The sequence below is a fragment of the Dysosmobacter sp. HCP28S3_G4 genome (assembly GCF_052065175.1).
In the GTDB taxonomy this organism is placed as follows: domain Bacteria; phylum Bacillota; class Clostridia; order Oscillospirales; family Oscillospiraceae; genus Oscillibacter.
Window position 1 is genome coordinate 1 of the sequence record NZ_JBQHUP010000029.1, and the last position, 21605, is coordinate 21605.

Consider the following 21605-nt stretch of genomic DNA (forward strand, 5'->3'; position numbering starts at 1 on the left):
ACTGTTATTTTGAAAACAAGGCGGCAGCAGCTTGCACCACTTCCACCTTGAATATATTTTGCTCTATTTGCACCGCATTTCGGCGTTTACACAGAATTTGGGACAGACCCTATTTTCGATTCTATTTTCCCGAATATGTGCTGAAAACCCGGTTGCCGCCTAATTGCGCAACCGGGTTTCTCGACAGCCTGAAGCCCGCCGCATAACGCGGCGGGCTTTTCCTGTCAGGTACGCTCTTTGTTCTTTCCCATCATCTCCCGGTCCTTCTCCAGCAGGCGGGCGGACACGATATCCAACTGCTCCGTCTTGCTGTAGCGGTCCGTCAGGCTGCCGCTGCGGCCCATGGACGCGGGCTGTCCCCGGAAGGCCAGCTTCAGCAGGATGGGCGTCAGGATGGTGCCGCCCACCACCGTGATGATCACGGGGGTCATCAGCGACGGACTCAGAACGCCCATGGCCAGCCCCCGGTTGGCCACGATCAGAGCCACCTCGCCCCGGCACACCATGCCCGCGCCCACCTGGACGCTCTCCCGGCCGCTGAAGCCGCAGAGCCTGGCGCCCCAGCCGCAGCCCGCCAGCTTGGAGATGACGGACACCGCCAGCAGCAGCGCGGAGAACAGGGCCAGTCCGGCGTTCATTCCCGTCAGCCGGACGTTGATGCCGATGCCGGCGAAAAACACCGGCGTCAGCAGCAGATAGCCCAGGGGCTCGTACTTGGACTGGATGTAGGACGCCTTGGGGGTGCAGGAGATGGCCAGTCCGGCTGCGTAGGCGCCGGTGATGTCCGCCACACCGAAGAACCGCTCCGCGCAGTAGGCCATCAGCAGGCACAGCACGAAGGCCAGCACCGGATAGCGGCGCAGATTCCGCTCATGCTGCTGCTCCATCATCCGGCAGAACAGGCCCTTGGCGCCCCAGCCCACGGCGAAGGCGAAGACGAAGAACAGCAGGATCTTCACCACCACCGTCAGCAGACTCTCGTCTCCCCCGGCCACGCTGCTGACCAGGGTCAGGGCGATGAGGCCCAGCACATCGTCGATGAGGGCCGCCGCCAGGATGGTGTTGCCCGCCTTGGTGTCCAGCTTCCCCATCTCCTTCAGGGTCTCCACCGTGATGCTGACGGAGGTGGCCGTCAGCACCGTGCCCACGAACACGTCCTCCAGCAGGCCGGCGCAGTCCACCATGCCGGCCCGGTCCGCGCCCCAGGCCAGTGCCGTGCCCATGACCAGCGGCACCAGTACGCCCAGCAGGGCCACCAGAAAGCCCGCCTTCCCACTGTTTTTCAGTTCCTGAATGTCTGTGCCCATGCCGGCGGAGAACATCAGCACGATGACGCCCAGCTCACTGAGTTGGGACAGCAGCTCCGTCTCCGACAGAATATTCAGTCCGGCGGGGCCCAGGAACAGTCCCGCCAGCAGCGCGCCCACCACCTGGGGCATCTGGAACCGCTGGGTCGCCAGGCCCAGCAGCTTGGTGCTCAGCAGGATCAGCGCCAGATCCAGAAGAAATCCATATGACATCGTCATCTTCCTCTCTGTTCTAATCTTCTTTTGCAGACTGCAATTGTAATCGTTTCCCTTTGGTTTTCAAGCATAAATTTGTACAAAAATTTCGTCAAAAATCTCCAGCAGTTTCATAGGGCTTTTCCCTCTGGACAGCGAAAAACACCGGCGTCAGCAGCACCGTTCCCCGGCAGGATCTCTCTGCATTCCATTCTTTTCTTTTCATTGTGAAAAAATTGTCTCTTTACGGACACGTAAAATTGTACTATAATGTTTCGGGATCATCTGCGGTTTCTGTCGAAAATACCGCCGCTCTGCCGTTCTTCTCCTCTTTCTCTCCCCACGCCGCCGCGGCGAACGGGAGCCGGGAGGAAGGCCGGCGGGCCGAAAATCGTCTGGGCAGGCCCTTTTTCGAATCGGACGGTGACCTCCGGCAGCTGCGGACAACTGCAAAAAGAAAGGAACAGTCACATGAAACAGAGAAAGCGCATTCTCTGTCTCCTGCTGGCGGCGGCCATCATGGCCCTCACCGCCGGCTGCGGAGACAAATCCGCCGACCTCCGGTTCGGAACCGGCGGCACCGGCGGTACTTACTACGCCTACGGCACCGCCGTCAGCGAGCTGCTGGGCAATGAGACCACCGTCTTCGACGTCAAGGCCACGGCGGGCTCCATGGCCAACCTCCGCCTGCTGTCGGAGGACTACCTGCAGCTGGCCATCGCCCAGTCCGATCTGACGGACAACGCCTGGCACGGCACCGGCCTCTTTGAGGGCCAGGCCCGCACCGGCTACAGCGCCGTGGCCAGCCTGTACACCGAGCCCTGCCAGATCATCGCCAGCGCCGCCTCCGGCATTCAGTCCGTGGCAGACCTGGAGGGCAAGCGGGTCTCCGTGGGCGAGGAGGAGTCCGGCGTCATCCAGAACGCGGAGCAGATCCTGCTGGCCTACGGCCTGTCCTTTGACATGCTGGAGGTCCAGCACCTGTCCTTCGCCGACGCCGCCGCGGCTGTGGCCGACGGCACTCTGGACGCTTTCTTCTGCACCGCCGGCGCTCCCACCACCGCCGTGGCCAACCTGGCCCGTCAGGCGGACATCGTGGTGGTGCCTCAGGACGCGGACAAGCTCCAGCGCCTGACGAATACCTATGAGTCCTACACCGCCTGCACCATCCCCGCCGGGACCTACGCCGGTCAGACGGAGGACGTGGCCGCCGTGGGCGTCCGGGCGGTGCTGCTGGCCAGCGACAAGCTCAGCAGCGATCAGGTGTATCAGATCACCGCCGGACTGTTCGACAACGCCGACGCCCTCCAGCTCTCCACCCCCGCCGACACCCCTCTGACCCTGGACAGCGCCCTGGAGGGGATCACCATCCCCTATCATGCCGGCGCGGCACAATTCTACGCCGAAAACGGCGTCAGCGTGGAAACGGAGGGCTGAGACGATGCTGACCATTCAAGTTGATATGTACCAAACCGTGGCAGTGGCCGTCCTGGTGCTGTTCCTGGGCGCCTTCCTGCGGAAGAAGATCAAGTTCCTGGAGACCTTCTGCATCCCCGCCCCCGTGGTGGGCGGTCTGGTGTTCGCCATCCTCACCTGCGTGCTCCACAGCTTCGGCATCCTGGAGTTCTCCTTTGACGAGACGCTGAAAAACGTGTGCATGGTGATGTTCTTCACCTCCGTGGGCTTCCAGGCCAACCTGAAGGTCCTGAAGAGCGGCGGCAAGTCCCTCATCGTGTTCCTGCTGCTGGTGATCATCCTCATCTGCGGACAGAACCTGCTGGCCCTGGGCCTGTCCACCGTCATCGGCGTGGACCCCCTGGTGGGCCTGTGCACCGGCTCCATCCCCATGGTGGGCGGACACGGCACCGCCGGCGCCTTCGGCACGGTGCTGCAGGATCTGGGCCTTCCCAGCGCCTCCACCCTCTGCACGGCGGCGGCCACCTTCGGCCTTATCGGCGGCAGCCTCATGGGCGGCCCCCTGGGCCGCCGGCTCATCCTGAAGCACGACCTGCTGGAGACCGCCGTGGCCGGTGACAACACTATCCTGGTGGAGGACGAGGAGAAGCACGAGCGCAGCATCTCCATGTACGCCCCCGCCGTGTACCAGCTGGCCCTGGCCATGGGCATCGGCTCTGTGGTGTCCATCCTCCTGTCCAAGACCGGCATGACCTTCCCCGCCTACATCGGCGCCATGATCGTGGCCGCCATCATGCGGAACGCCGGTGAGTTCTCCGGCAAGTTCACCATCCACATGGGTGAGATCAACGACCTGGGCGGCATCTGCCTGTCCCTGTTCCTGGGCATCGCCATGATCACCCTGAAGCTGTGGCAACTGGCGGATCTGGCCCTGCCCCTGATCCTGCTGCTGGCGGGCCAGGTGCTGCTGATGGCCATTTACGCCTACTTCGTGGTGTACAACGTCATGGGCCGGGACTACGACGCCGCCGTCCTCACCGCCGGCATCTGCGGCTTCGGCATGGGCGCCACCCCCAACGCCATGGCCAACATGCAGGCCCTGACCGACCGGTTCGCCCCCTCCGTGAAGGCGTATCTGCTGGTGCCTCTGGTGGGCAGCCTGTTCGCCGACTTCTTCAACACCATGATCATCACGTTCTTCATCAATTTGGTATAATACGCCGAAATCTCTCCCGGCAGCTTGCGGAGGGGACACATCTGTGTTATACTCCGCGGCTGTCGGGAAAGACTGTGCGCAAGAGGTGAATCATATGTTCTTCAAGTCCAGCCAGGACAAGGACCGGCAGCAGCCGGAGAAAAAGCGTCCTGATATCGCTTACGACAATCTGGCCATCCCCGAGATCCACACCGGCGAAGTGCAGCCGGAGCCGGAGAAGCCCCGGGAGGAATCCGAGGGCTACACGGTGGATTACGACAACCTGGCCGTCCCTGAGATCAATCCCCCCCACAAGCATAAAAAGTGATCCGGCGTCCGCCGGGAGAGCACAGGCTCTCCCGGCGGATTTTTCCTGATTTTTGTGCAGATCATCGAAATATTTACATCGATTTTGTAAAAGCTTTACATAGCCGTCCGCAAAACCGGCTGGAAATGCGGCGCGCGCTATGGTATGATACCGGTGAAACAAGACATGAACATTCAAAGATCAAAGGTGGGAGCCCCACCGAAAGGCGGTAATGCTATGACACGGAAGACAAAAATCGTATGTACCCTGGGCCCGGCCACTGACCGGGAGGGCGTCCTGCGGGAGATGATGCTGGCGGGCATGAACGTGGCCCGGTTCAACTTCTCCCACGGCAGCCACGCCGAGCATCAGAAACGTCTGGACACCCTGAAGGCCCTGCGGGAGGAGCTGGGGCTGCCGGTGGCGGCCATGCTGGACACCCGGGGCCCGGAGATCCGGCTGCGGTCCTTCGCGGATGGACCGGTGAAGCTGCGGACCGGCCATGAGTTCACCCTCACCACCGAGGACGTTCCCGGCGATGAGACCCGCTGCTCCATCACTTATCCCGAGCTGCCCGGCGACGTGAAGGCCGGCGACACCATCCTGCTGGACGACGGTCTGGTGCGGCTCACCGTGCTGGAGGTCACCGCCGCCGACATCCGCTGCCGGGTGGAGAACGACGGCACCATGAAGGACAACAAGGGCGTCAACGTCCCCGGCGTGCGGCTGTCCATGCCCTACATCAGCCAGCGGGACCGGGAGGACATCCTGTTCGGCGCGGAGGCGGGCTTCGACTATATCGCCGCCAGCTTCGTGCGCTCCGCCGCCGACGTGCAGGAGATCCGCCGCCTGCTGGAGGAGAAGAGCTCCCACATCCGCATCATCGCCAAGATCGAGAATCAGGAGGGCATCAGCAATCTGGGGGAGATCCTGTCCGCCGCCGACGGCATTATGGTGGCCCGGGGCGACATGGGCGTGGAGATCGACTTCACGGAGGTGCCCATCATCCAGAAGAACATGATCGCCCAGTGCGTGGCCTGCGGCAAGCCCGTCATCACCGCCACCCAGATGCTGGACTCCATGATGGAAAACCCCCGGCCCACCCGCGCCGAGATCACCGACGTGGCCAACGCCATCTACGACGGCACCTCCGCCATCATGCTCTCCGGTGAGACCGCCGCGGGCAAGTACCCCGTGGACGCCGTCCGTACCATGGACGCCATTGCCCGGCGGACGGAGGGCGAGATCGACTACGCAGGCCGCCTGCGGCATCTGGCCGGTGAGAACCGGCTGTCCATTGCCGCCGCCACGGCCCACGCCGCCTGCACCACCGCCATGGACATCAACGCCGACGCCATCATCACCGTCAGCGCCAGCGGCACCACCGCCCGGCTGGTAAGCCGCTTCCATCCCGGCACGCCTGTGGTGGCCTGCCTGGTGGACGAGACCGTCCAGCGGCAGATGGCCCTGTGCTGGGGCGTCACCCCCATTCTGATGCCCTACGCCGGCAGCACCGACGAGCTGGTGGAGCTGGCCATGTCCACCGCCAAGAAGGCGGGACTGGTCCGCTCCGGCGATCTGGTGGTCATCACCGCCGGCGTCCCCGTGGGCGTCTCCGGCACCACTAACATGATCCAGGTCCACATGGTGGGTGGCGGACTGCTGAACGCCATCGGCATCGGCCAGGGCACCGTCACCGGAAAGCTGTGCGTCTGCCGCACCCTGGCGGACGTGGACGCCAAGTTCCGGGACGGGGACATTCTGGTGGTCCCCTACACCAGCAACGCCCTGATGGACACCATCCGCCGCTCCGCCGCCGTCATCAGTGAGGAGTCCGGCGTCAACAGCCACGCCGCCACCGTGGGCCTGGCTTTGAACAAGCCGGTGCTGGTGGGCGCCGTCAACGCCACCCGCATCCTGAAGGACGGGGTCCTGGTAGCCGTGGACTGCGGCCGGGGCGCGGTCCAGGTGCTGCCCCAGTGAACAGCCTGAAACGCCGCAGGACGGATGTCCTGCGGCGTTTTCTCTTTGCAGCGGGCAGTCCCAGCCGCCCCGGTTTTTCCGGTCAGGACTCCATGTGCCTGCCCAGGAAGGCGGCGATGGTCTGGGCCAGCTTGTACTCCGTCTCCCCGGTCTGGGGCATGGGGTCCTGGCCGATCATCAGCACCGCTCCCAGCAGGTCCCCCTCCGACAGAATGGGCGCCGCCACCGCCGCGATGAGCTTGTCGCTGCTGTCGCTGACGGGGATGCCCTGGGCGCCGTTCTGACGCTGGTAGATCTTCCGTCCGTCCAGCACCCGCTCCAGCTCCGGCGTGATGCGCTTTCCCAGCAGATCCCGGCGTCCGCCGCCGGCCACCGCCACCACCGTGTCCCGGTCCGTCACGGCGCAGATGAAGCCGGTGCTCTTGCTGAGGGTCTCGCAGATCTGGGAGGCGAACTCCTCCACGCCGCCCATCAGGGAGTACTTCTTGAAAATGACCTCGCCGTCCCGGCTGGTGTAGATCTCCAGCGGGTCGCCCTCCCGGATGCGCATGGTGCGGCGGATCTCCTTGGGGATCACCACCCGCCCGAGGTCGTCGATTCGCCTGACAATGCCTGTTGCTTTCAATCCATCAGAACCTTTCTCTGTGTTTTCATCTCCATATCCGCCGCCTCCCATGGGAGGCAGGCGTCACAGCCATTATTATCCGCAGTCAAAAATTAGTTATACTGGGAGCCGCCATGGTTTGTTCTGGAAATCCAACTTTCCGGTGGAAAGGTGAAACCTTTGGAAATTTTGGGCATTCTGCCCATATGGTTTTCCAAAAAGGAACGCAATAGCTGAAAAAAATGGCAATCTGCACGAAAAGCAGAAATGGATTTTGACATGCCTGTCCTTGATGTAAAGCGAGAAAAATGGTATAATGCAGGAAACATATTCAGATACAAAAGGACAATACACGGCCGCGGCAGGGAGGGAGACCACCTCCCGTCCGGCCTGAGAGGAGAAATTTCATGGCAGAAAAAGGACAGGCGGAGCAGTTTCATGCCGGAACACTGACCGACGGCTGGCGTTGGCTCGGTGCCCATCCCGCGCAGCAGCAGGGCCGGGACGGCTGGCAGTTCCGCGTCTGGGCGCCCCACGCCCGTGGCGTCTCCGTGGTGGGCGAGTTCAACAACTGGGACGCGTCAAAAGATCCTCTGACCCGGAACGGCGACGTCTGGGAGGGCTTCATCCCCGATCTTCCGGAGTATACATCTTATAAATACGCCGTGGACGGCGCGGACGGCAAGATGCACTTCAAGGCCGACCCCTACGGCTTCCACACCGAGGTCCGGCCCGCCACCGCCAGCAAGCTCTACGACCTCTCCCGGTTCGCCTGGGACGACGGGGACTTCCGGAAGCGGAAGCACGAACACCCCGTCTACTCCTCCCCGCTGAACATCTATGAGGTCCATCTGGGCTCCTGGCGGCTGAAGGAGGACGGCACCTTCTACAACTACCGGGAGCTGGCCGTCCAGCTGGCAGACTACATCAGCGATCTGGGCTACAACGCCATCGAGCTGCTGCCGGTGACGGAGCATCCTCTGGACGACTCCTGGGGCTATCAGTGCACCGGCTACTTCGCCCCCACCTCCCGCTTCGGCAAGCCCGAGGACTTTCAGTGGTTCGTCAACCACCTGCATCAGAAGGGCATCTCCATCATCCTGGACTGGGTGCCCGCCCACTTCTGCAAGGACGCCCAGGGCCTCTATGAGTTCGACGGCGCCTGCTGCTATGAGTACAGCGACCGCAACAAGTGGGAGCACGCCTCCTGGGGTACCCGGGTCTTCGACTACGGACGCCCGGAGGTCATCAGCTTCCTCTACTCCTCCGCCCGGTTCTGGCTGGAGGAATACCACATCGACGGCCTCCGGGTGGACGCCGTGGCGTCCATGCTGTATCTGGACTACGACCGTCAGGGCGGCGCCTGGACCCCCAATCAGTACGGCGGACATGAGAATCTGGAGGCCATCGAGTTCCTCCGGGGCCTGAACCGCATGGCCTTCTCCGTGGACCCGGACGTGCTGATGATCGCCGAGGAGTCCACCGCCTGGCCCATGGTCACCAAGCCCGCGCACATCGGCGGTCTGGGCTTCAACCTGAAGTGGAACATGGGCTGGATGAACGACATGTGCCATTACCTGAAGCTGGACCCCTGGTTCCGTCAGGACCACCACAAGGACATCACCTTCTCCATGATGTACGCCTTCTCCGAGAACTTCGTGCTGCCCATCTCCCACGACGAGGTGGTCCACATGAAGGGCTCCGTGGTGGGCAAGATGCCCGGCGACTATGAGAACCAGCTCCGCTGCCTCCGGGGCTTCTACGCCTACCTGCTGGCCCATCCCGGCAAGAAGCTGCTGTTCATGGGCGCGGAGCTGGGCCAGTGGCATGAGTGGAACTCCAAGCAGCAGCTGGACTGGTATCTGCTGGACAAGGACATCAACCAGAAGACCCTGGAGTTCTTCCGGCAGGCCAACCACTTCTACAACAGCCAGCGTCCCCTGTGGGAGATCGACTTCGACTGGTCCGGCTTCGAGTGGCTGGTGCCCGACGACAACCACAACAACGTGGTGGTGTTCCTGCGGAAGGACAAGGACGGCAACGACCTCCTGTGCGCGGTGAACTTCTCCCCCAACGCCTACGAGGGCTACCGGGTGGGCGTCCCTGATCACCGGCAGTACAAGCCCGTGTTCAACACCGACGCGGAGGTCTTCGGCGGCAGCGGCTTCGGCGACGACAAGCCGGTGCGGGTCCACAAAAAGCCCTCTCACGGCAAGGACCACTCCGTGGAGCTGAAGATCCCGCCCTTCGGCGGCGTGTTCCTGATGGGTGAGGGCCACTATCCCAAGCCCCGGGCCAAAAAGCCGGCCAAGACGGCGGCCGTCAAGGCAGAGAAGGCCATGAAGGCCAGTGAGACCGCCAAGACTGTGAAAGCTCCTGCGAAGAAAAAATCCGCCAAGACGGTGAAGTCCGCCGCCAAGGCGGTCCCCAATACCAAATCTGCGGCGAAGAAGCCCCGGAAAGAGAAAAAGGAGACGGTTCAATGAAAAAAGAGTGTATCGCCATGCTGTTGGCCGGCGGGCAGGGAAGCCGGCTGTACGTCCTGACGGGAGACATGGCAAAGCCTGCGGTGCCCTTCGGCGGAAAGTACCGCATCATCGACTTCCCCCTGTCCAACTGCACAAACTCCGGCATCGACACGGTGGGCGTGCTGACGCAGTACCGTCCCCTGGAACTGAACAGCTACATCGGCTCCGGCCAGCCCTGGGACCTGGACGCCTCCACCGGCGGCGTCCACATCCTGCCTCCCTATCAGGGCAGCAAGGGCGGCACCTGGTACAAGGGCACCGCCAACGCCATCTATCAGAACATCGGCTTCATCGACCTGTATGACCCCGAGTACGTGGTCATCCTCTCCGGCGACCACATCTACAAGATGGACTATTCCAAGATGGTCCAGCGCCACAAGGAGGCCCAGGCCGCCTGCACCATCTCTGTCATGGAGGTGCCCTGGTCTGAGGCTCCCCGCTTCGGCATCATGAACGTGGACGGCGAGGACAACATCACCGAGTTCCAGGAGAAACCCAAGGAGCCCAAGAGCAACCTGGCCTCCATGGGCATCTACGTGTTCTCCTGGCAGGCCCTGCGGAAGTACCTCACCGAGGACGAGGCCGACCCCAACTCCGACAACGACTTCGGCAAGAACATCATCCCCAAGATGCTGGCGGACGGCCAGAAGATGACCGCCTACCGCTTCGAGGGCTACTGGAAGGACGTGGGCACCCTGGAGTCCCTGTGGGACGCCAACATGGACATGCTCTCCCCCGAATCCGGCCTGGATCTGCTGGATGAGAGCTGGCCCATCTACGCCCGCACCGTGTCCGCCCCCGCCGCCTTCCTGGGCCGCGACGCCAGGGTCACCCACAGCGCCTTCAACCGCGGCAGCGATCTGGAGGGCGTGGTGGAGAACTCCGTCCTGTCCCAGGGCGTCAACGTGGCCCACGGCGCGGAGGTCAGCTACTCCGTGCTCCTGCCGGGCGTTCAGGTGGAGGAGGGCGCCGTGGTGCGCTACGCCATCCTGGGCGAGGGCTGCCATGTGGGCAAGGGCTGCCATGTGGGCGGCGCTCCCGAGGACAGCGATCCCGACAACTGGGGCCTGACGGTGCTGGCTCCCGGATGCAAACTGGAGGACGGCCGCATCGTTCCTCCCAAGACCATGCTCAACCGCGAAGGCGAGGAGGTTAAAAGATGAACGGACTGCACGGAATTATTTTCTGCTACGAAAATCGCAACGACCTGCGGGAGCTGAGTGAGATCCGCTCTCCCTCCTCCATCCCCTTCGGCGGACGGTACCGGGCGGTGGATTTCGCCCTGTCCAACCTGGTGAACGCCGGCGCCACCGACGTGGGCATCGTGCTCAACGGCCGCTATCAGAGCCTGCTGGACCATCTGGGTACCGGCAAGGACTGGGATCTGTCCCGCAAGCGGGGCGGCCTGAAGCTGCTGCCTCCCTTCGCCAGCAAGGAGGAAGTGGACAATACCGCCTTCCGCGGCAAGATGGACGCGCTGGTGGGCGTCCGCTCCTACCTGGAGGAGATCCGTCAGGACTACGTGGCCCTGATGGACGGCGATCTGGTGGTGAACCTGCCCTTGAACGACATTCTCCAGGCCCATATCAAGAGCGGCGCCGACATCACCGCCGTCTGCGGCAACGACAGCTTCCGGGTGGAGGACGGCACCTACTTCGATCTGGACGCCGACGGCCGCGTCAAGGACGTGCTGTACCACCTGAACAATCCCCGGGGCCGCCGCAGTCTGGAGGTCTACATCCTGTCCCGGAAGCTGCTGCTGGAGCTGGTGGACGACTGCGCCAGCCACGACCAGTACAGCTGGCGCCGGGACGTGCTCCAGGCCCGGAAGAGCACCCTGAAGATCCAGTCCTTCGTCTGGAGCGGCTTCGCCGCCTACATCCGCTCCGTTCAGGAGTATTATGACCGCAGCATGCAGCTGCTGGATCCCGGCGTGCGGGCTGAGCTGTTCTGCGCTGACCGTCCCATCCGGGCCAAGAGCGCCGACAAGTCCTCGTCCTACATCGCCCCCGACGGCTGCTGCCTGAACTCCCTGGTGGCGGACGGCTGCAATATCGCCGGCCGCGTGGAGAACTCCATCCTGTTCTCCGGCGTCACCGTGGAGGAGGGCGCCGTGGTACGCAATTGCGTCCTGTTCAAGGATGCCGCCGTCCGCAAGGGCGCCGAGCTGGCCTATGTCATCGCCGACAAGCGGGTGGAGATCCTGCCCAACCGGACCCTGATGGGCCACGGCAGCTACCCCCTGGTCATTGCGAAGGACAGCGTCGTTTAACGGTCACGAGGGGGGACGCAAGTCCCCCCTCGACGCGCTGTAGGGTCCGGACGGCCTCCGGCGGTCGTGCAGCTTTCCAACGGCAAACCTTCTTTTCCGCCGGGCCGCGGCAAGACCGGCAGCCCTGTTTTTGCAGGCCGTCAGGCCGTCTCCGTCACCTGTTCCTCCGGGCATACCCCATTTTTTGGGCAAACCCACCGGGAAGTGCTACCTTTCCGGCGGTTCGTTTTATTCAGAATACATCTTAACTTTTACGCGGAAAACGCTGTATAATATTTAAATTGGTATGTAGAGAGGAGTTCTCCAATATGAAAATTCTCTATGCAACTAGCGAAGCAGTCCCCTTCTGCAAAACCGGCGGACTGGCCGACGTGGCCGGTTCCCTCCCCCCTGCCCTGGCCGCCTGCGGCGCCGAGGTGGCGGTGATCCTGCCCCTGTACCAGATGGTGAAGGAGAAGTTCGGCAGCCAGCTGGAGTTCGTCTGCTACGACTATGTGGATCTGGCCTGGCGTCACATCTACTGCGGTCTGTTCCGGCTGAAGTATCAGGGCGTCACCTGGTACTTCCTGGACAATGAGCAGTATTTCCTGCGCCCCGCCCTGTACGGCCACATCGACGACGGCGAGCGGTTCGGTTTCTTCTCCCGGGCCATCGTCCGGATGCTGCCCCACCTGGAGTTCTGGCCCGACGTCATCCACTGCAACGACTGGCAGACCTCCCTGGTGCCCATCTACCTGAAGGATGACGGCGTCCGGGAGGAGCGGTTCCGGAGCATCAAGACCGTGCTGTCCGTCCACAACATCGAGTACCAGGGCCGCTACGGCAAGGAGACCCTGGGCGACCTGTTCGGCCTGGACCACGGCTGGGCCGACGACGGCACCATCATGATGGACGGCGACGTGAATCTGCTGAAGGGCGCCATCCTGTGCGCCGACGCGGTGAACGCCGTGTCTCCCACCTACGCCCAGGAGTTGAAGCTCTCCTTCTACGCCCACGGCATGGAGAGCATCATGCAGCGGTGCAGCTACAAGCTCCACGGCGTCCTCAACGGCATCGACACCACCCGGTACGATCCCGCCCACGACCAGATCATCACCGCCAATTACTCCGCCGGGGATCTCTCCGGCAAGGCCCGGGACAAGGCGTACCTGCGCCAGCTCATGGGCCTGCGGGATGACGAGAACGTGCCCATCATCGGCATGGTCTCCCGTCTGGTGGCCCACAAGGGCCTGGACCTGCTGTGCGAGGTGCTGCATGACATCATGGAGCTGCCGGTGCAGCTGGTGGTCCTGGGCAAGGGCGACCAGAAGTACGAGGAGTTCTTCCGCTGGGCCGCCAGCCAGTATCCCGGCCGGGTGGCCGTGCGCCTGGACTACAATGAGGAGCTGTCCATGGCCATCTACGCCGGCGCGGATCTGTTCCTGATGCCCTCCAAGAGTGAGCCCTGCGGCCTGAGCCAGATGATCGCCATGCGCTACGGCACCGTGCCCATCGTCCGGGAGACCGGCGGCCTGAAGGACACCGTCCATCCCTACGAGAGCTGGCGCGACGCCGGCAACGGCTTCACCTTCGCCAGCTACAACTCCGGCGACATGCTGTACGTCATCCGCCAGGCCGTGGCTCTGTACCGCGACTCCCACGACGCCTTCGCCCGCATCCAGAAGCGGGACATGGAGGAGGACTTCAGCTGGGCCCGCAGCGCCGGTCAGTACCTGCACATCTACGAGAGCATCACCGGCCTGCCCGCCGTGGAGCCCGCCCCCGCTCCCGTGGAGGAGACTGTCCCTTTTGAGGAGCCCGCCCCGGCCGAGGAGCCCGCGCCTGTCGAGGAACCCTCTCCTGTTGAGGAGCCCGCTCCTGCCGAGGAACCCGCTCCCGTCGAGGAGCCCGCCCCTGTCGAGGAAGCCGCTCCCGCTGAGGAAGCCGCTCCCGCTGAGGAAGCCGCTCCCGCTGAGGAGCCCGCTCCTGTCGAGGAAGCCGCCCCTGTTGAGGAACCCGCCCCCGCCAAAAAGGCAAAGCGCGCCCCCGCCAAGAAGACCGCCACTGCCAAACCTAAACAGAAAGGAACCGCCAGGACCGGCGTGAAGAAGGCCGCCGGCAAAAAGAAAGCGGTTAAGGAAAAAGAATGACACCGTTCACCACAAAGACTCTGGAAGACGCTCTGACCAGCAAACTGATGATCCACTTCGGCAAGACCGCCGAGGAGGCCAGCGATGAGGAAGTCATGAAGGCCAGCGCCCTGGTCATCCGGGACGTGATGGCCATCCGCAAGGTGGAGACCCGGAAGAAGACCCTGCGGGAGGGGGACAAGCAGGTCCACTATCTGTCCCTGGAGTTCCTGATGGGCCGCAGCCTGATGAAAAACGCCTACAACCTGGGCATTCTGCCCCAGTTGAAGGAGGCGCTGGAGCACCTGGGCTTCAAGCCCGCCGACATCTTCGAGATCGAGCCTGACGCGGGCCTGGGCAACGGCGGCCTGGGCCGTCTGGCCGCCTGCTATCTGGACTCCATGGCCACCCTGGAGATCCCCGCCACCGGCTATTCCATCTGCTATGACCTGGGCATCTTCAAGCAGAAGATCGTGGAGGGCCAGCAGGTGGAGCTGCCCGACAACTGGCGCAATCTGGGCGCCGCCTGGCTGCTGCCCAAGCCCGAGGAGTCCCAGCAGGTCCTCTTCGGCGGACATCTGCGGGAGTTCTGGGACAACGGCTATCTGCACATCGTCCAGGAGGACGCCACTCAGGTCACGGCCGTGCCCTGCGACATGGTCATCGCCGGTTACGGCACCCGCCACACCAACGTCCTGCGTCTGTGGGACGCCCGGGCCAGCAAGCCCGTGGACATGTCCCTGTACTCCCGGGGCGAGTATCTGAAGGCCGCCGAGGAGGAGGCCATGGCAGAGACCATCGCCAAGGTCCTGTACCCGGAGGACAACCACGTGGAGGGCAAGTCTCTGCGGCTGAAGCAGCAGTATTTCTTCGTGTCCGCCACCGTCCAGTGCATCGCCAAGGAGCATCTGGAGGCCTACGGCACCCTGATGAACTTCCACGAGAAGAACGTCATCCAGATCAACGACACCCATCCCGCCCTGGTGATCCCGGAGCTGATGCGCATCTTCATGGACGAGGCCGGCATGGACTGGGACACCGCCTGGAACATCACCCGCCAGTCCGTGGCCTACACCAACCACACCGTCCTGGCGGAGGCCCTGGAGCGCTGGCCCCAGGATCTGTTCCAGCGGCTGCTGCCCCGGATCTGGCAGATCACCACGGAGATCTCCCGCCGCTGGCAGGAGCAGTGCATGAACTTCTACCACGATGAGTCCAAGGTCCGGAACATGGCCGTCATCTGGGAGGGCGAGGTCCGGATGGCCAACCTGTGCCTGGCCGGCGGCATGGCCGTCAACGGCGTCAGCGGCCTCCACTCCGACATCCTGAAGAAGGACGTGTTCAAGGAGACCTACGGCATGGAGCCCTGGAAGTTCCAGAACGTCACCAACGGCATCGATCACCGCCGCTGGCTCAGTGAGATCAACCCCCGGCTGGACAGCCTGATCCGCGACCTCACCGGCGGCGACGACTATCTGCTGAAGCCCCTGACCCTCCGGAAGCTGGACGACTACGCCGACGACGCGGAGGTCCTGCGCCGGATGGCGGACATCAAGCGGAAGAACAAAGAGGACTTCGCCGCCTACATCAAGAAGGCCCAGGGCGTGGTGCTGAACCCCGACGCCATCTTCGACGTCCAGGTGAAGCGGCTCCACGAGTACAAGCGCCAGCTGCTGAACGTGCTGAACATCATCGCCCTGTACCAGCAGCTTCAGGACGACCCCAACTCCATCACCCAGCCCCACACCTTCCTGTTCGGCGCCAAGGCCGCCCCCGGCTACGCCGTGGCCAAGCGCATCATCCATCTGATCAACTCCCTGGCGGACCAGATCGCCCACGATCCCGTCTGCAAGGACAAGCTGCAGGTGGTGTTCCTGGAGAACTACCGGGTCTCCCTGGCCGAGCATCTGATGCCCGCCAGCGAGGTGTCCCAGCAGATCTCCACCGCCGGCAAGGAGGCCAGCGGCACCGGCAACATGAAGTTCATGATGAACGGCGCCCTCACCGTCGGCACTCTGGACGGCGCCAACGTGGAGATGCACGACGTGCTGGGCGACGAGAACATGTTCCTGTTCGGCCTCCACGCCGACGAGGTGGTGCAGCTGAAGCGGGAGGGCTATCTGCCCCAGCGGCTGTACAACCGGGATCCCAAGCTCCGCCGGGCGCTGGACGCCCTCCGCGGCGGCTTCCGGGACGGCGTCAGCTACGAGGACCTGTTCACCCGCCTGCTCACCGGCGCCGGCGGCTCCCCCGCCGACGAGTATCTGCTGCTGGCGGACTTCGAGAGCTACTGGCAGGCGGAGCAGCGCATGGCGGAGACCTACCGCGACCAGCAGGCCTGGAACCGGATGAGCCTCCACAACGTGGCCCGCTCCGGCATCTTCGCCGCCGACCGCTCCGTGGCGGAGTACGCCGACAACATCTGGCACGTGAAGCACAGAACCATTTAAGCGTTCTGTTCATTTGATGAAAACAGTCCCGGCCCTGAGGGCCGGGACTGTTTTTTCGCCGCAGGATTCACGGCAGCAACCATGTCTCCGGATGGTCCATGCTCTCCTGGAGACGGTCCAGGAACCGCTTCAGGTGCCAGCCGTCGGTGACGGCGTGGTGGACGGTCACCGACAGCGGCAGCTCCATCCGCCTGCCCCGCCGCCGGAAGGCCCCGGCCTCAAAGGAGGGCAGATAGTAGTCCTTCAGGCCGTGACAGTGGAGGGAGAAGCTGTCATACTAAAACCTGATAAAAAGCTTGAAAAGCGTTTTATAGCGCAAAGCGCGTCAGGTTTTTATGAGACGTGGCGGCGCATGATACGTGCGCCGCCAGCGTGCAAAGCACGCGGGATTTCAAATAAAGCATTTTATTTGAAATCAGTATCAAAGGAGAAGCAGGGGATGCAGGAGATGACGTAGCTGTTCTCCGGCGGCGCGCCCTTGCCGGTGAGGATGCCGTGATCTTCCCCCCAGTGGGCGGTGTCCTCCAGATAGCGCCGGTAAAAGACGGAGAAGTCCGGGTCAAACTCCGTCCACAGCAGCGACGTGGAGCCGTCGTCCGGGTGGAACTGGGGATAGGTGGGCGTCAGCTCCGTCCAATGGCCCAGGACCCCTTCCCGCACCGCCAGCCGCAGCTCCGGCACCTCCCGGACGGCCCGGGTCACCAGCCAGAGATAGGCAGGGAAGAACCGGGCTTCCCGCTGCTTCAGCGTCCGGCGGAGGACCGTGACGTCCAACGGAACGGTGACGGAGTAGGTGGTGGGGGCCGCCTGGGTGTAGTACCAGAACTCCTGGGCCTGGGGCCAGGTCTTTGTGTCGATGGGCTGGAACAGGGGCAGCTCTTTCATGTCAAATACCTCCCGATCAGGATGTCCCCAGTATAAGCCCTCCTTCCCCGCCCCGGCAACCGACGCTCCGTAGAGTAAGCACGGAAAACAAAAGTGGTCCATCCGGTATAAAATCCCCTGAAAGGCTTTACAAATCTTAAAAGTACGGATATAATACAATTTCAGCGTGAATTTGCGCAATTCAGAAGGCGGAAGGACCTCCCCCCGGCGGGGAATGTGCGGCATCGGACGCGGGCCTTCCACGGAAAGTGAGAACGAAATGGAAATCACGGAAGGCGTGCGGTTTGACTCTCTGGGCCTGTCCCCGGAGATCATGCGCGCACTGGAAAAGCGGAGCCTGACCACCTCTACCCCGGTCCAGGCGGGGTGCATCCCCCCCATGATGGACTGGCAGGACGTCATCGCCAAGGCCCCCACCGGCACCGGCAAGACCTTCGCCTACGGCATCCCCATCGTGGAGCACATCGATCCGGAGGACGAGTCCGTCCAGGCGGTGATCCTGGCCCCCACCCGGGAGCTGGCCATCCAGATCACCGACGAGCTGCGGGACATCGCCGCGTTCAAGCCCGGCGTCCGCAGCGTGTGTCTCTACGGCGGACAGCCCATCGGCCGCCAGATCGACGCCCTGAAGAAGCGGCCCCAGATCGTGGTGGCCACGCCGGGCCGTCTCAGCGACCACATGAAGCGCCGCACCGTCCGGGTGGACACCGCCCGCACCGTGGTGCTGGATGAGGCGGACCGGATGCTGGACATGGGCTTCATCCACGACGTCACCCGTCTGCTGGATAAGATGAACAAGCGGAAGAACCTGGGCATGTTCTCCGCCACCATCTCCCGGGAGGTCATGGACATCGCCTGGGTGTACCAGCGGGACGCGGCGGAGATCACCGTCCGGGAGGACGAGCAGAACAAGCCGGACATCAAGCAGTTCCGCATGGAGGTCAGCATGAACGAGAAGGCCGATGCCATCGCCCGCATTCTGGACGAGACGGGCTTCGACCGCTGCATGGCCTTCTGCAACACCAAGGGCTCCACGGAGCGCATCAGCAAGTTCCTCCAGATGCGGGGCGTAGACGCGGACTGCATCCACGGCGACATCCCCCAGAAGCAGCGGGAGAAGGTCATGGACCGCTTCCGGGAGGGCCAGCTGCGGGTGTTCGTGTCCACGGATGTGGCCGCCCGGGGCATCGACGTGGACGACGTGGACATCGTGTTCAACTGCGACGTGCCCGACGAGAACCAGGACTACGTCCACCGCATCGGCCGGACGGGCCGGGCCAAGCGGCAGGGCGTGGCGGTGACCTTCGTGTCCGACTACCCCGCCAAAATGCGCATCGACGACATCGCCCGCCGGACCCGCAACGAGATCGTGCCGGTGAAGTTCGACGAGAACGGCCACCTGGCCATCGTGGAAGAGAACAAATGACCGACAGGCGCCGGATGAAAGTCCGGCGCCTGTGCCAATATTTCCCGCGGAGAATTGATTTTTCCGGACCGCTGTGCTATAGTATAGTACCACTATACCGCTGTAAAGCGGAAAACCCTTTTGAAAAGGACTCCTGACAATGATCAACACCTGGAATCTCACCATACCGGAGCTGACGGGGGACACGGAGCGCCGGGCATACGTCTACGTGCCCGACTTCCTGGAGGATGATCCCGACGGACGCTATCCGGTACTCTATATGTTTGACGGCCACAACGTCTTCTTCGACGAGGACGCCACCTACGGAAAGAGCTGGGGCCTGGGCAATTACCTGGACGAGCATGAGACCCCCCTCATCGTGGCGGCGGTGGAGTGCGACCGCAGTCCCGACAACGGGCGGCTGTCCGAGTACTCCCCCTGGTCCTTTCAGGACCGCCAGCTGGGCAAGTTCACCGGCCGGGGCCAGATCACCATGGACTGGATGGTGAACACCTTCAAGCCCTTCATCGATGAGAACTTCCCCACCCTGCCGGACCGGGACTTCACCTTCATCGCCGGCAGCTCCATGGGCGGCCTCATGAGCCTGTACGCCCTGCTGGCCTACAACCACGTCTTCTCCCGGGCGGCGGCCCTGTCCCCCTCCCTGTGGTGCGCGCCCAAGCAGCTGGAACAGCTGGTCCGGAGCGCCGATATCGCCCCGGACACGGTGCTGTACATGGACTACGGCTCCCGGGAGCTGGGCAATCACAAACGGATGCTCCGCCAGTTCAGCCGCATGAACAAGCTGCTGCTGGAACGGGGCGTGCTGCTGGACAGCCGCATCGTCCCCGGCGGCGAGCACTGCGAGGCCAGCTGGGAGCGGCAGATCCCCTTTTTCCTGAATACTCTGCTCTACGATTGGGCATGACGGAGGTTGATCCCCATGGAAACACAGTATTTTAAAAATTACAGCCCGGCCCTGGGCCGGGAGATGGAGTGCAAGGTCTACGGCCACGCCGGACGGCCCGTGCTGTTCATCCCCTGCCAGGACGGGCGGTTCTTTGACTTCGAGAACTTCCACATGACGGACGTGTGGGCGCCCTGGATCGAGTCCGGCCAGGTGATGGTGTTCTCCATCGACACCATGGACAAGGAGACCTGGTCCGCCAAGGACGGCGACCCCTACTGGCGCATCCGGCGGCATGAACAGTGGGTCCGGTACATCACCGATGAGATGGTCCCCTTCATGCGGGCCATGGTCAACCAGCGCAACGGCTGGGAGGGCGAGCCCGGCGTGCTGGTCTTCGGCTGCTCCCTGGGCGCCACCCACGCCGCCAACCTGTACTTCCGCCGTCCGGACCTCTTTGACCGGCTGCTGGCCCTCAGCGGCATCTACGACGCCGCCTACGGCTTCGACGGCTACATGGACGATCAGGTCTATCTCAACTCCCCGGTCCACTATCTGGCAAACCTGCCGGCGGATCACCCCTACGTGGCCCAGTACAACCAGAAGAAGGGCGTCATCTGCGTGGGACAGGGTCCCTGGGAGATCCCCGACACCACCTTCCGGGTGCGGGACATCTGCGCGGAAAAGGGCATCCACCTCTGGGTGGACGTGTGGGGCTACGACTGCGCCCACGACTGGGACTGGTGGTACAAGCAGGTGGTGTACTTCCTGCCCTATCTGCTGGAAAAGTGAACTTCTGCAAACGAGATTTGTGTGACAAAGAGAGGGACACTTATGAAAAACGTGATCTTTATTTCCCCGAATTTCCCCACCAACTACTGGCAGTTCTGCCGGGAGCTGAAGCGCAACGGCATGAACGTGCTGGGCATCGGCGATCAGCCCTATGACGAGCTGCGCCCCGAGCTGAAGGACAGCCTCAACGAGTACTACAAGGTCGGCAGCCTGGAGAACTACGACGAGGTCTACCGGGCCGTGGCGTTCTTCATCTTCAAGTACGGCCGCATCGACTGGCTGGAGTCCAACAACGAGTACTGGCTGGAGCGGGACGCCCAGCTGCGCACCGACTTCCACATCACCAGCGGCTTCCAGGTGGAGGACATGCCCCGCATCAAGTACAAGTCCAGGATGAAGGAGTTCTACAAGCAGGCCGGTCTGGCGGTGGCCCGGTACCATCTGGTGGACAACTACGAGAACTGCCTGGCCTTCATCAAAGAGGTGGGCTATCCCGTGGTGGTGAAGCCGGACAACGGCGTGGGCGCCTCCCACACCTACAAGCTCAGCAGTGACGAGGAGCTGCGCCAGTGGTTCGAGAAGGACTGCGAGGCGGGCGTGTCCTACATCATGGAGGAGTTCGTCCACGCGGAGGTCAACTCCTACGACGCCATCATCGACTCCAACGGCGAGCCCATGTTCGAGACCGGCAACGTCACCCCCATGTCCATCATGGACATCGTCAACGAGATGGACAACTCCATCTACTACATCGTCAAGGACCTGCCGGAGGACACCCGGAAGGCCGGACGGGCCACCGTCAAGAGCTTCGGCGTCAAGAGCCGGTTCGTCCACTTTGAATTCTTCCGCCTGACCCAGGACCAGGAGGGTCTGGGCAAGAAGGGCGACATCATGGCCCTGGAGGTCAACATGCGGCCCTGCGGCGGCTTCTCCCCCGACATGATGAACTACGCCAACAGCACCGACGTGTACAAGATCTGGGCGGACATGATCGCCTTCGACCGCTCCACCATGCCGGAGGGTGAGCACGCCTTCTGCGCCTTCGCCGGCCGCCGGGACGGCAAGAACTTCGTCATGGACCACGACGCCATCATGGCCAAGTACGGCGCCCAGATGAAGATGGTGGACCGCATCCCCGACGCCCTGTCCGGCGCCATGGGCAACCAGATGTACGTGGCCACCTTCCCCACCCAGGAGGCCCTGGACGACTTCTACCGCAACATCCTCCAGTGCAAATAAGCGCCGTCCCCC

18 protein-coding genes and 1 pseudogene are annotated in these 21605 nt (G+C 63.1%); 15 read left to right on the plus strand and 4 right to left on the minus strand.

The annotated features are described in order from the left end of the window. On the plus strand, positions 1 to 206 hold a 206-nt coding region (locus ACTNBU_RS08125), incomplete at its 5' end, for a hypothetical protein (RefSeq protein ID WP_441032606.1). 18 nt (positions 207 to 224) lie between these two features. On the opposite strand, the gene ACTNBU_RS08130 is transcribed toward ACTNBU_RS08125, so the two are convergent. After that, positions 225 to 1520 (minus strand): cation:proton antiporter, encoded by a 1296-nt coding sequence (locus ACTNBU_RS08130; protein WP_441032609.1) that lies wholly within the window; start codon positions 1518 to 1520, stop codon positions 225 to 227. A 453-nt stretch (positions 1521 to 1973) separates the two neighbouring features. Here ACTNBU_RS08130 and ACTNBU_RS08135 point away from each other — a divergent pair, with 453 nt between their 5' ends. The 4 genes from ACTNBU_RS08135 (at position 1974) to pyk (ending at position 6403) form a co-directional block, all read left to right on the plus strand. Next, positions 1974 to 2939 carry a TAXI family TRAP transporter solute-binding subunit gene (locus ACTNBU_RS08135; RefSeq protein ID WP_441032612.1) on the plus strand — a complete coding sequence of 322 codons (966 nt, stop codon included), beginning with the start codon at positions 1974 to 1976 and terminating at the stop codon, positions 2937 to 2939. Positions 2940 to 2946: 7 nt separating this feature from the next. Next, entirely contained in the window at positions 2947 to 4134 is a 1188-nt protein-coding gene (gene gltS, locus ACTNBU_RS08140) for a sodium/glutamate symporter (RefSeq protein WP_441032678.1), read from the plus strand. Between the two features lie 94 nt (positions 4135 to 4228). Continuing rightward, positions 4229 to 4441, plus strand: a complete 213-nt coding sequence (locus tag ACTNBU_RS08145; protein ID WP_441032615.1) for a hypothetical protein — start codon at positions 4229 to 4231, stop codon at positions 4439 to 4441. Between the two features lie 216 nt (positions 4442 to 4657). Beyond that, a complete protein-coding gene (gene pyk / locus ACTNBU_RS08150; protein ID WP_441032618.1) occupies positions 4658 to 6403 on the plus strand; it encodes a pyruvate kinase in 1746 nt (581 codons plus the stop codon). Positions 6404 to 6485: 82 nt separating this feature from the next. Here pyk and ACTNBU_RS08155 read toward each other — a convergent pair whose 3' ends face one another. Next, a complete protein-coding gene (locus ACTNBU_RS08155) occupies positions 6486 to 7028 on the minus strand; it encodes a stage V sporulation T C-terminal domain-containing protein (RefSeq protein ID WP_441032620.1) in 543 nt (180 codons plus the stop codon). A 246-nt stretch (positions 7029 to 7274) separates the two neighbouring features. Between ACTNBU_RS08155 and ACTNBU_RS08160 the strand changes: the two genes are divergently transcribed. The 6 genes from ACTNBU_RS08160 to ACTNBU_RS08185 all read left to right on the plus strand — a co-directional run bounded on the left by ACTNBU_RS08160 (position 7275) and on the right by ACTNBU_RS08185 (position 16365). Further along, a complete protein-coding gene (locus ACTNBU_RS08160) occupies positions 7275 to 7460 on the plus strand; it encodes a hypothetical protein (RefSeq protein ID WP_441032623.1) in 186 nt (61 codons plus the stop codon). Next, a complete protein-coding gene (glgB, locus tag ACTNBU_RS08165) occupies positions 7415 to 9493 on the plus strand; it encodes a 1,4-alpha-glucan branching protein GlgB (protein ID WP_441032626.1) in 2079 nt (692 codons plus the stop codon). Before ACTNBU_RS08160 ends, glgB begins: the two co-directional genes overlap by 46 nt. After that, positions 9490 to 10698 carry a glucose-1-phosphate adenylyltransferase gene (locus ACTNBU_RS08170; protein WP_441032628.1) on the plus strand — a complete coding sequence of 403 codons (1209 nt, stop codon included), beginning with the start codon at positions 9490 to 9492 and terminating at the stop codon, positions 10696 to 10698. The genes glgB and ACTNBU_RS08170 overlap by 4 nt, the downstream gene beginning before the upstream one ends. Next, positions 10695 to 11807, plus strand: coding sequence for a glucose-1-phosphate adenylyltransferase subunit GlgD (gene glgD / locus ACTNBU_RS08175; RefSeq protein ID WP_441032631.1), 1113 nt, complete (start codon positions 10695 to 10697; stop codon positions 11805 to 11807). The genes ACTNBU_RS08170 and glgD overlap by 4 nt, the downstream gene beginning before the upstream one ends. Before the next feature lie 308 nt (positions 11808 to 12115). Continuing rightward, positions 12116 to 13936 (plus strand): glycogen synthase GlgA, encoded by a 1821-nt coding sequence (gene glgA / locus ACTNBU_RS08180; protein ID WP_441032634.1) that lies wholly within the window; start codon positions 12116 to 12118, stop codon positions 13934 to 13936. Beyond that, positions 13933 to 16365 carry a glycogen/starch/alpha-glucan phosphorylase gene (locus ACTNBU_RS08185; protein WP_441032637.1) on the plus strand — a complete coding sequence of 811 codons (2433 nt, stop codon included), beginning with the start codon at positions 13933 to 13935 and terminating at the stop codon, positions 16363 to 16365. Before glgA ends, ACTNBU_RS08185 begins: the two co-directional genes overlap by 4 nt. 67 nt (positions 16366 to 16432) lie before the next feature. On the opposite strand, the pseudogene ACTNBU_RS08190 reads toward ACTNBU_RS08185, so the two are convergent. Continuing rightward, positions 16433 to 16621 (minus strand): annotated as a pseudogene (locus ACTNBU_RS08190) (CatA-like O-acetyltransferase); the annotation flags it as partial. Positions 16622 to 16770: 149 nt separating this feature from the next. Next, positions 16771 to 17250 (minus strand): CatA-like O-acetyltransferase, encoded by a 480-nt coding sequence (locus ACTNBU_RS08195; protein ID WP_441032639.1) that lies wholly within the window; start codon positions 17248 to 17250, stop codon positions 16771 to 16773. Positions 17251 to 17509: 259 nt separating this feature from the next. Between ACTNBU_RS08195 and ACTNBU_RS08200 the strand changes: the two genes are divergently transcribed. The 4 genes from ACTNBU_RS08200 (at position 17510) to ACTNBU_RS08215 (ending at position 21593) form a co-directional block, all read left to right on the plus strand. After that, positions 17510 to 18676 carry a DEAD/DEAH box helicase gene (locus ACTNBU_RS08200; protein WP_441032642.1) on the plus strand — a complete coding sequence of 389 codons (1167 nt, stop codon included), beginning with the start codon at positions 17510 to 17512 and terminating at the stop codon, positions 18674 to 18676. Between the two features lie 139 nt (positions 18677 to 18815). Beyond that, positions 18816 to 19583, plus strand: coding sequence for an alpha/beta hydrolase (locus tag ACTNBU_RS08205; RefSeq protein ID WP_441032645.1), 768 nt, complete (start codon positions 18816 to 18818; stop codon positions 19581 to 19583). Positions 19584 to 19598: 15 nt separating this feature from the next. Next, positions 19599 to 20354, plus strand: coding sequence for an esterase family protein (locus ACTNBU_RS08210; RefSeq protein WP_441032648.1), 756 nt, complete (start codon positions 19599 to 19601; stop codon positions 20352 to 20354). 42 nt (positions 20355 to 20396) lie between these two features. Further along, a complete protein-coding gene (locus tag ACTNBU_RS08215; protein WP_441032651.1) occupies positions 20397 to 21593 on the plus strand; it encodes an ATP-grasp domain-containing protein in 1197 nt (398 codons plus the stop codon). Positions 21594 to 21605: the final 12 nt, after the last annotated feature.

Excerpts from the sequence above, each read along its gene's own strand:
- ACTNBU_RS08130 (WP_441032609.1), bottom strand. The coding sequence starts at position 1,520 with ATGTCATATGGATTTCTTCTGGATCTGGCGCTGATCCTGCTGAGCACC.
- pyk (WP_441032618.1), top strand. The coding sequence starts at position 4,658 with ATGACACGGAAGACAAAAATCGTATGTACCCTGGGCCCGGCCACTGAC.
- ACTNBU_RS08160 (WP_441032623.1), top strand. The coding sequence starts at position 7,275 with ATGGATTTTGACATGCCTGTCCTTGATGTAAAGCGAGAAAAATGGTAT.
- ACTNBU_RS08205 (WP_441032645.1), top strand. The coding sequence starts at position 18,816 with ATGATCAACACCTGGAATCTCACCATACCGGAGCTGACGGGGGACACG.
- ACTNBU_RS08210 (WP_441032648.1), top strand. The coding sequence starts at position 19,599 with ATGGAAACACAGTATTTTAAAAATTACAGCCCGGCCCTGGGCCGGGAG.
- ACTNBU_RS08195 (WP_441032639.1), bottom strand. The coding sequence starts at position 17,250 with ATGAAAGAGCTGCCCCTGTTCCAGCCCATCGACACAAAGACCTGGCCC.
- glgD (WP_441032631.1), top strand. The coding sequence starts at position 10,695 with ATGAACGGACTGCACGGAATTATTTTCTGCTACGAAAATCGCAACGAC.
- ACTNBU_RS08185 (WP_441032637.1), top strand. The coding sequence starts at position 13,933 with ATGACACCGTTCACCACAAAGACTCTGGAAGACGCTCTGACCAGCAAA.
- ACTNBU_RS08200 (WP_441032642.1), top strand. The coding sequence starts at position 17,510 with ATGGAAATCACGGAAGGCGTGCGGTTTGACTCTCTGGGCCTGTCCCCG.
- ACTNBU_RS08135 (WP_441032612.1), top strand. The coding sequence starts at position 1,974 with ATGAAACAGAGAAAGCGCATTCTCTGTCTCCTGCTGGCGGCGGCCATC.
- glgB (WP_441032626.1), top strand. The coding sequence starts at position 7,415 with ATGGCAGAAAAAGGACAGGCGGAGCAGTTTCATGCCGGAACACTGACC.
- ACTNBU_RS08145 (WP_441032615.1), top strand. The coding sequence starts at position 4,229 with ATGTTCTTCAAGTCCAGCCAGGACAAGGACCGGCAGCAGCCGGAGAAA.
- glgA (WP_441032634.1), top strand. The coding sequence starts at position 12,116 with ATGAAAATTCTCTATGCAACTAGCGAAGCAGTCCCCTTCTGCAAAACC.
- ACTNBU_RS08170 (WP_441032628.1), top strand. The coding sequence starts at position 9,490 with ATGAAAAAAGAGTGTATCGCCATGCTGTTGGCCGGCGGGCAGGGAAGC.
- ACTNBU_RS08215 (WP_441032651.1), top strand. The coding sequence starts at position 20,397 with ATGAAAAACGTGATCTTTATTTCCCCGAATTTCCCCACCAACTACTGG.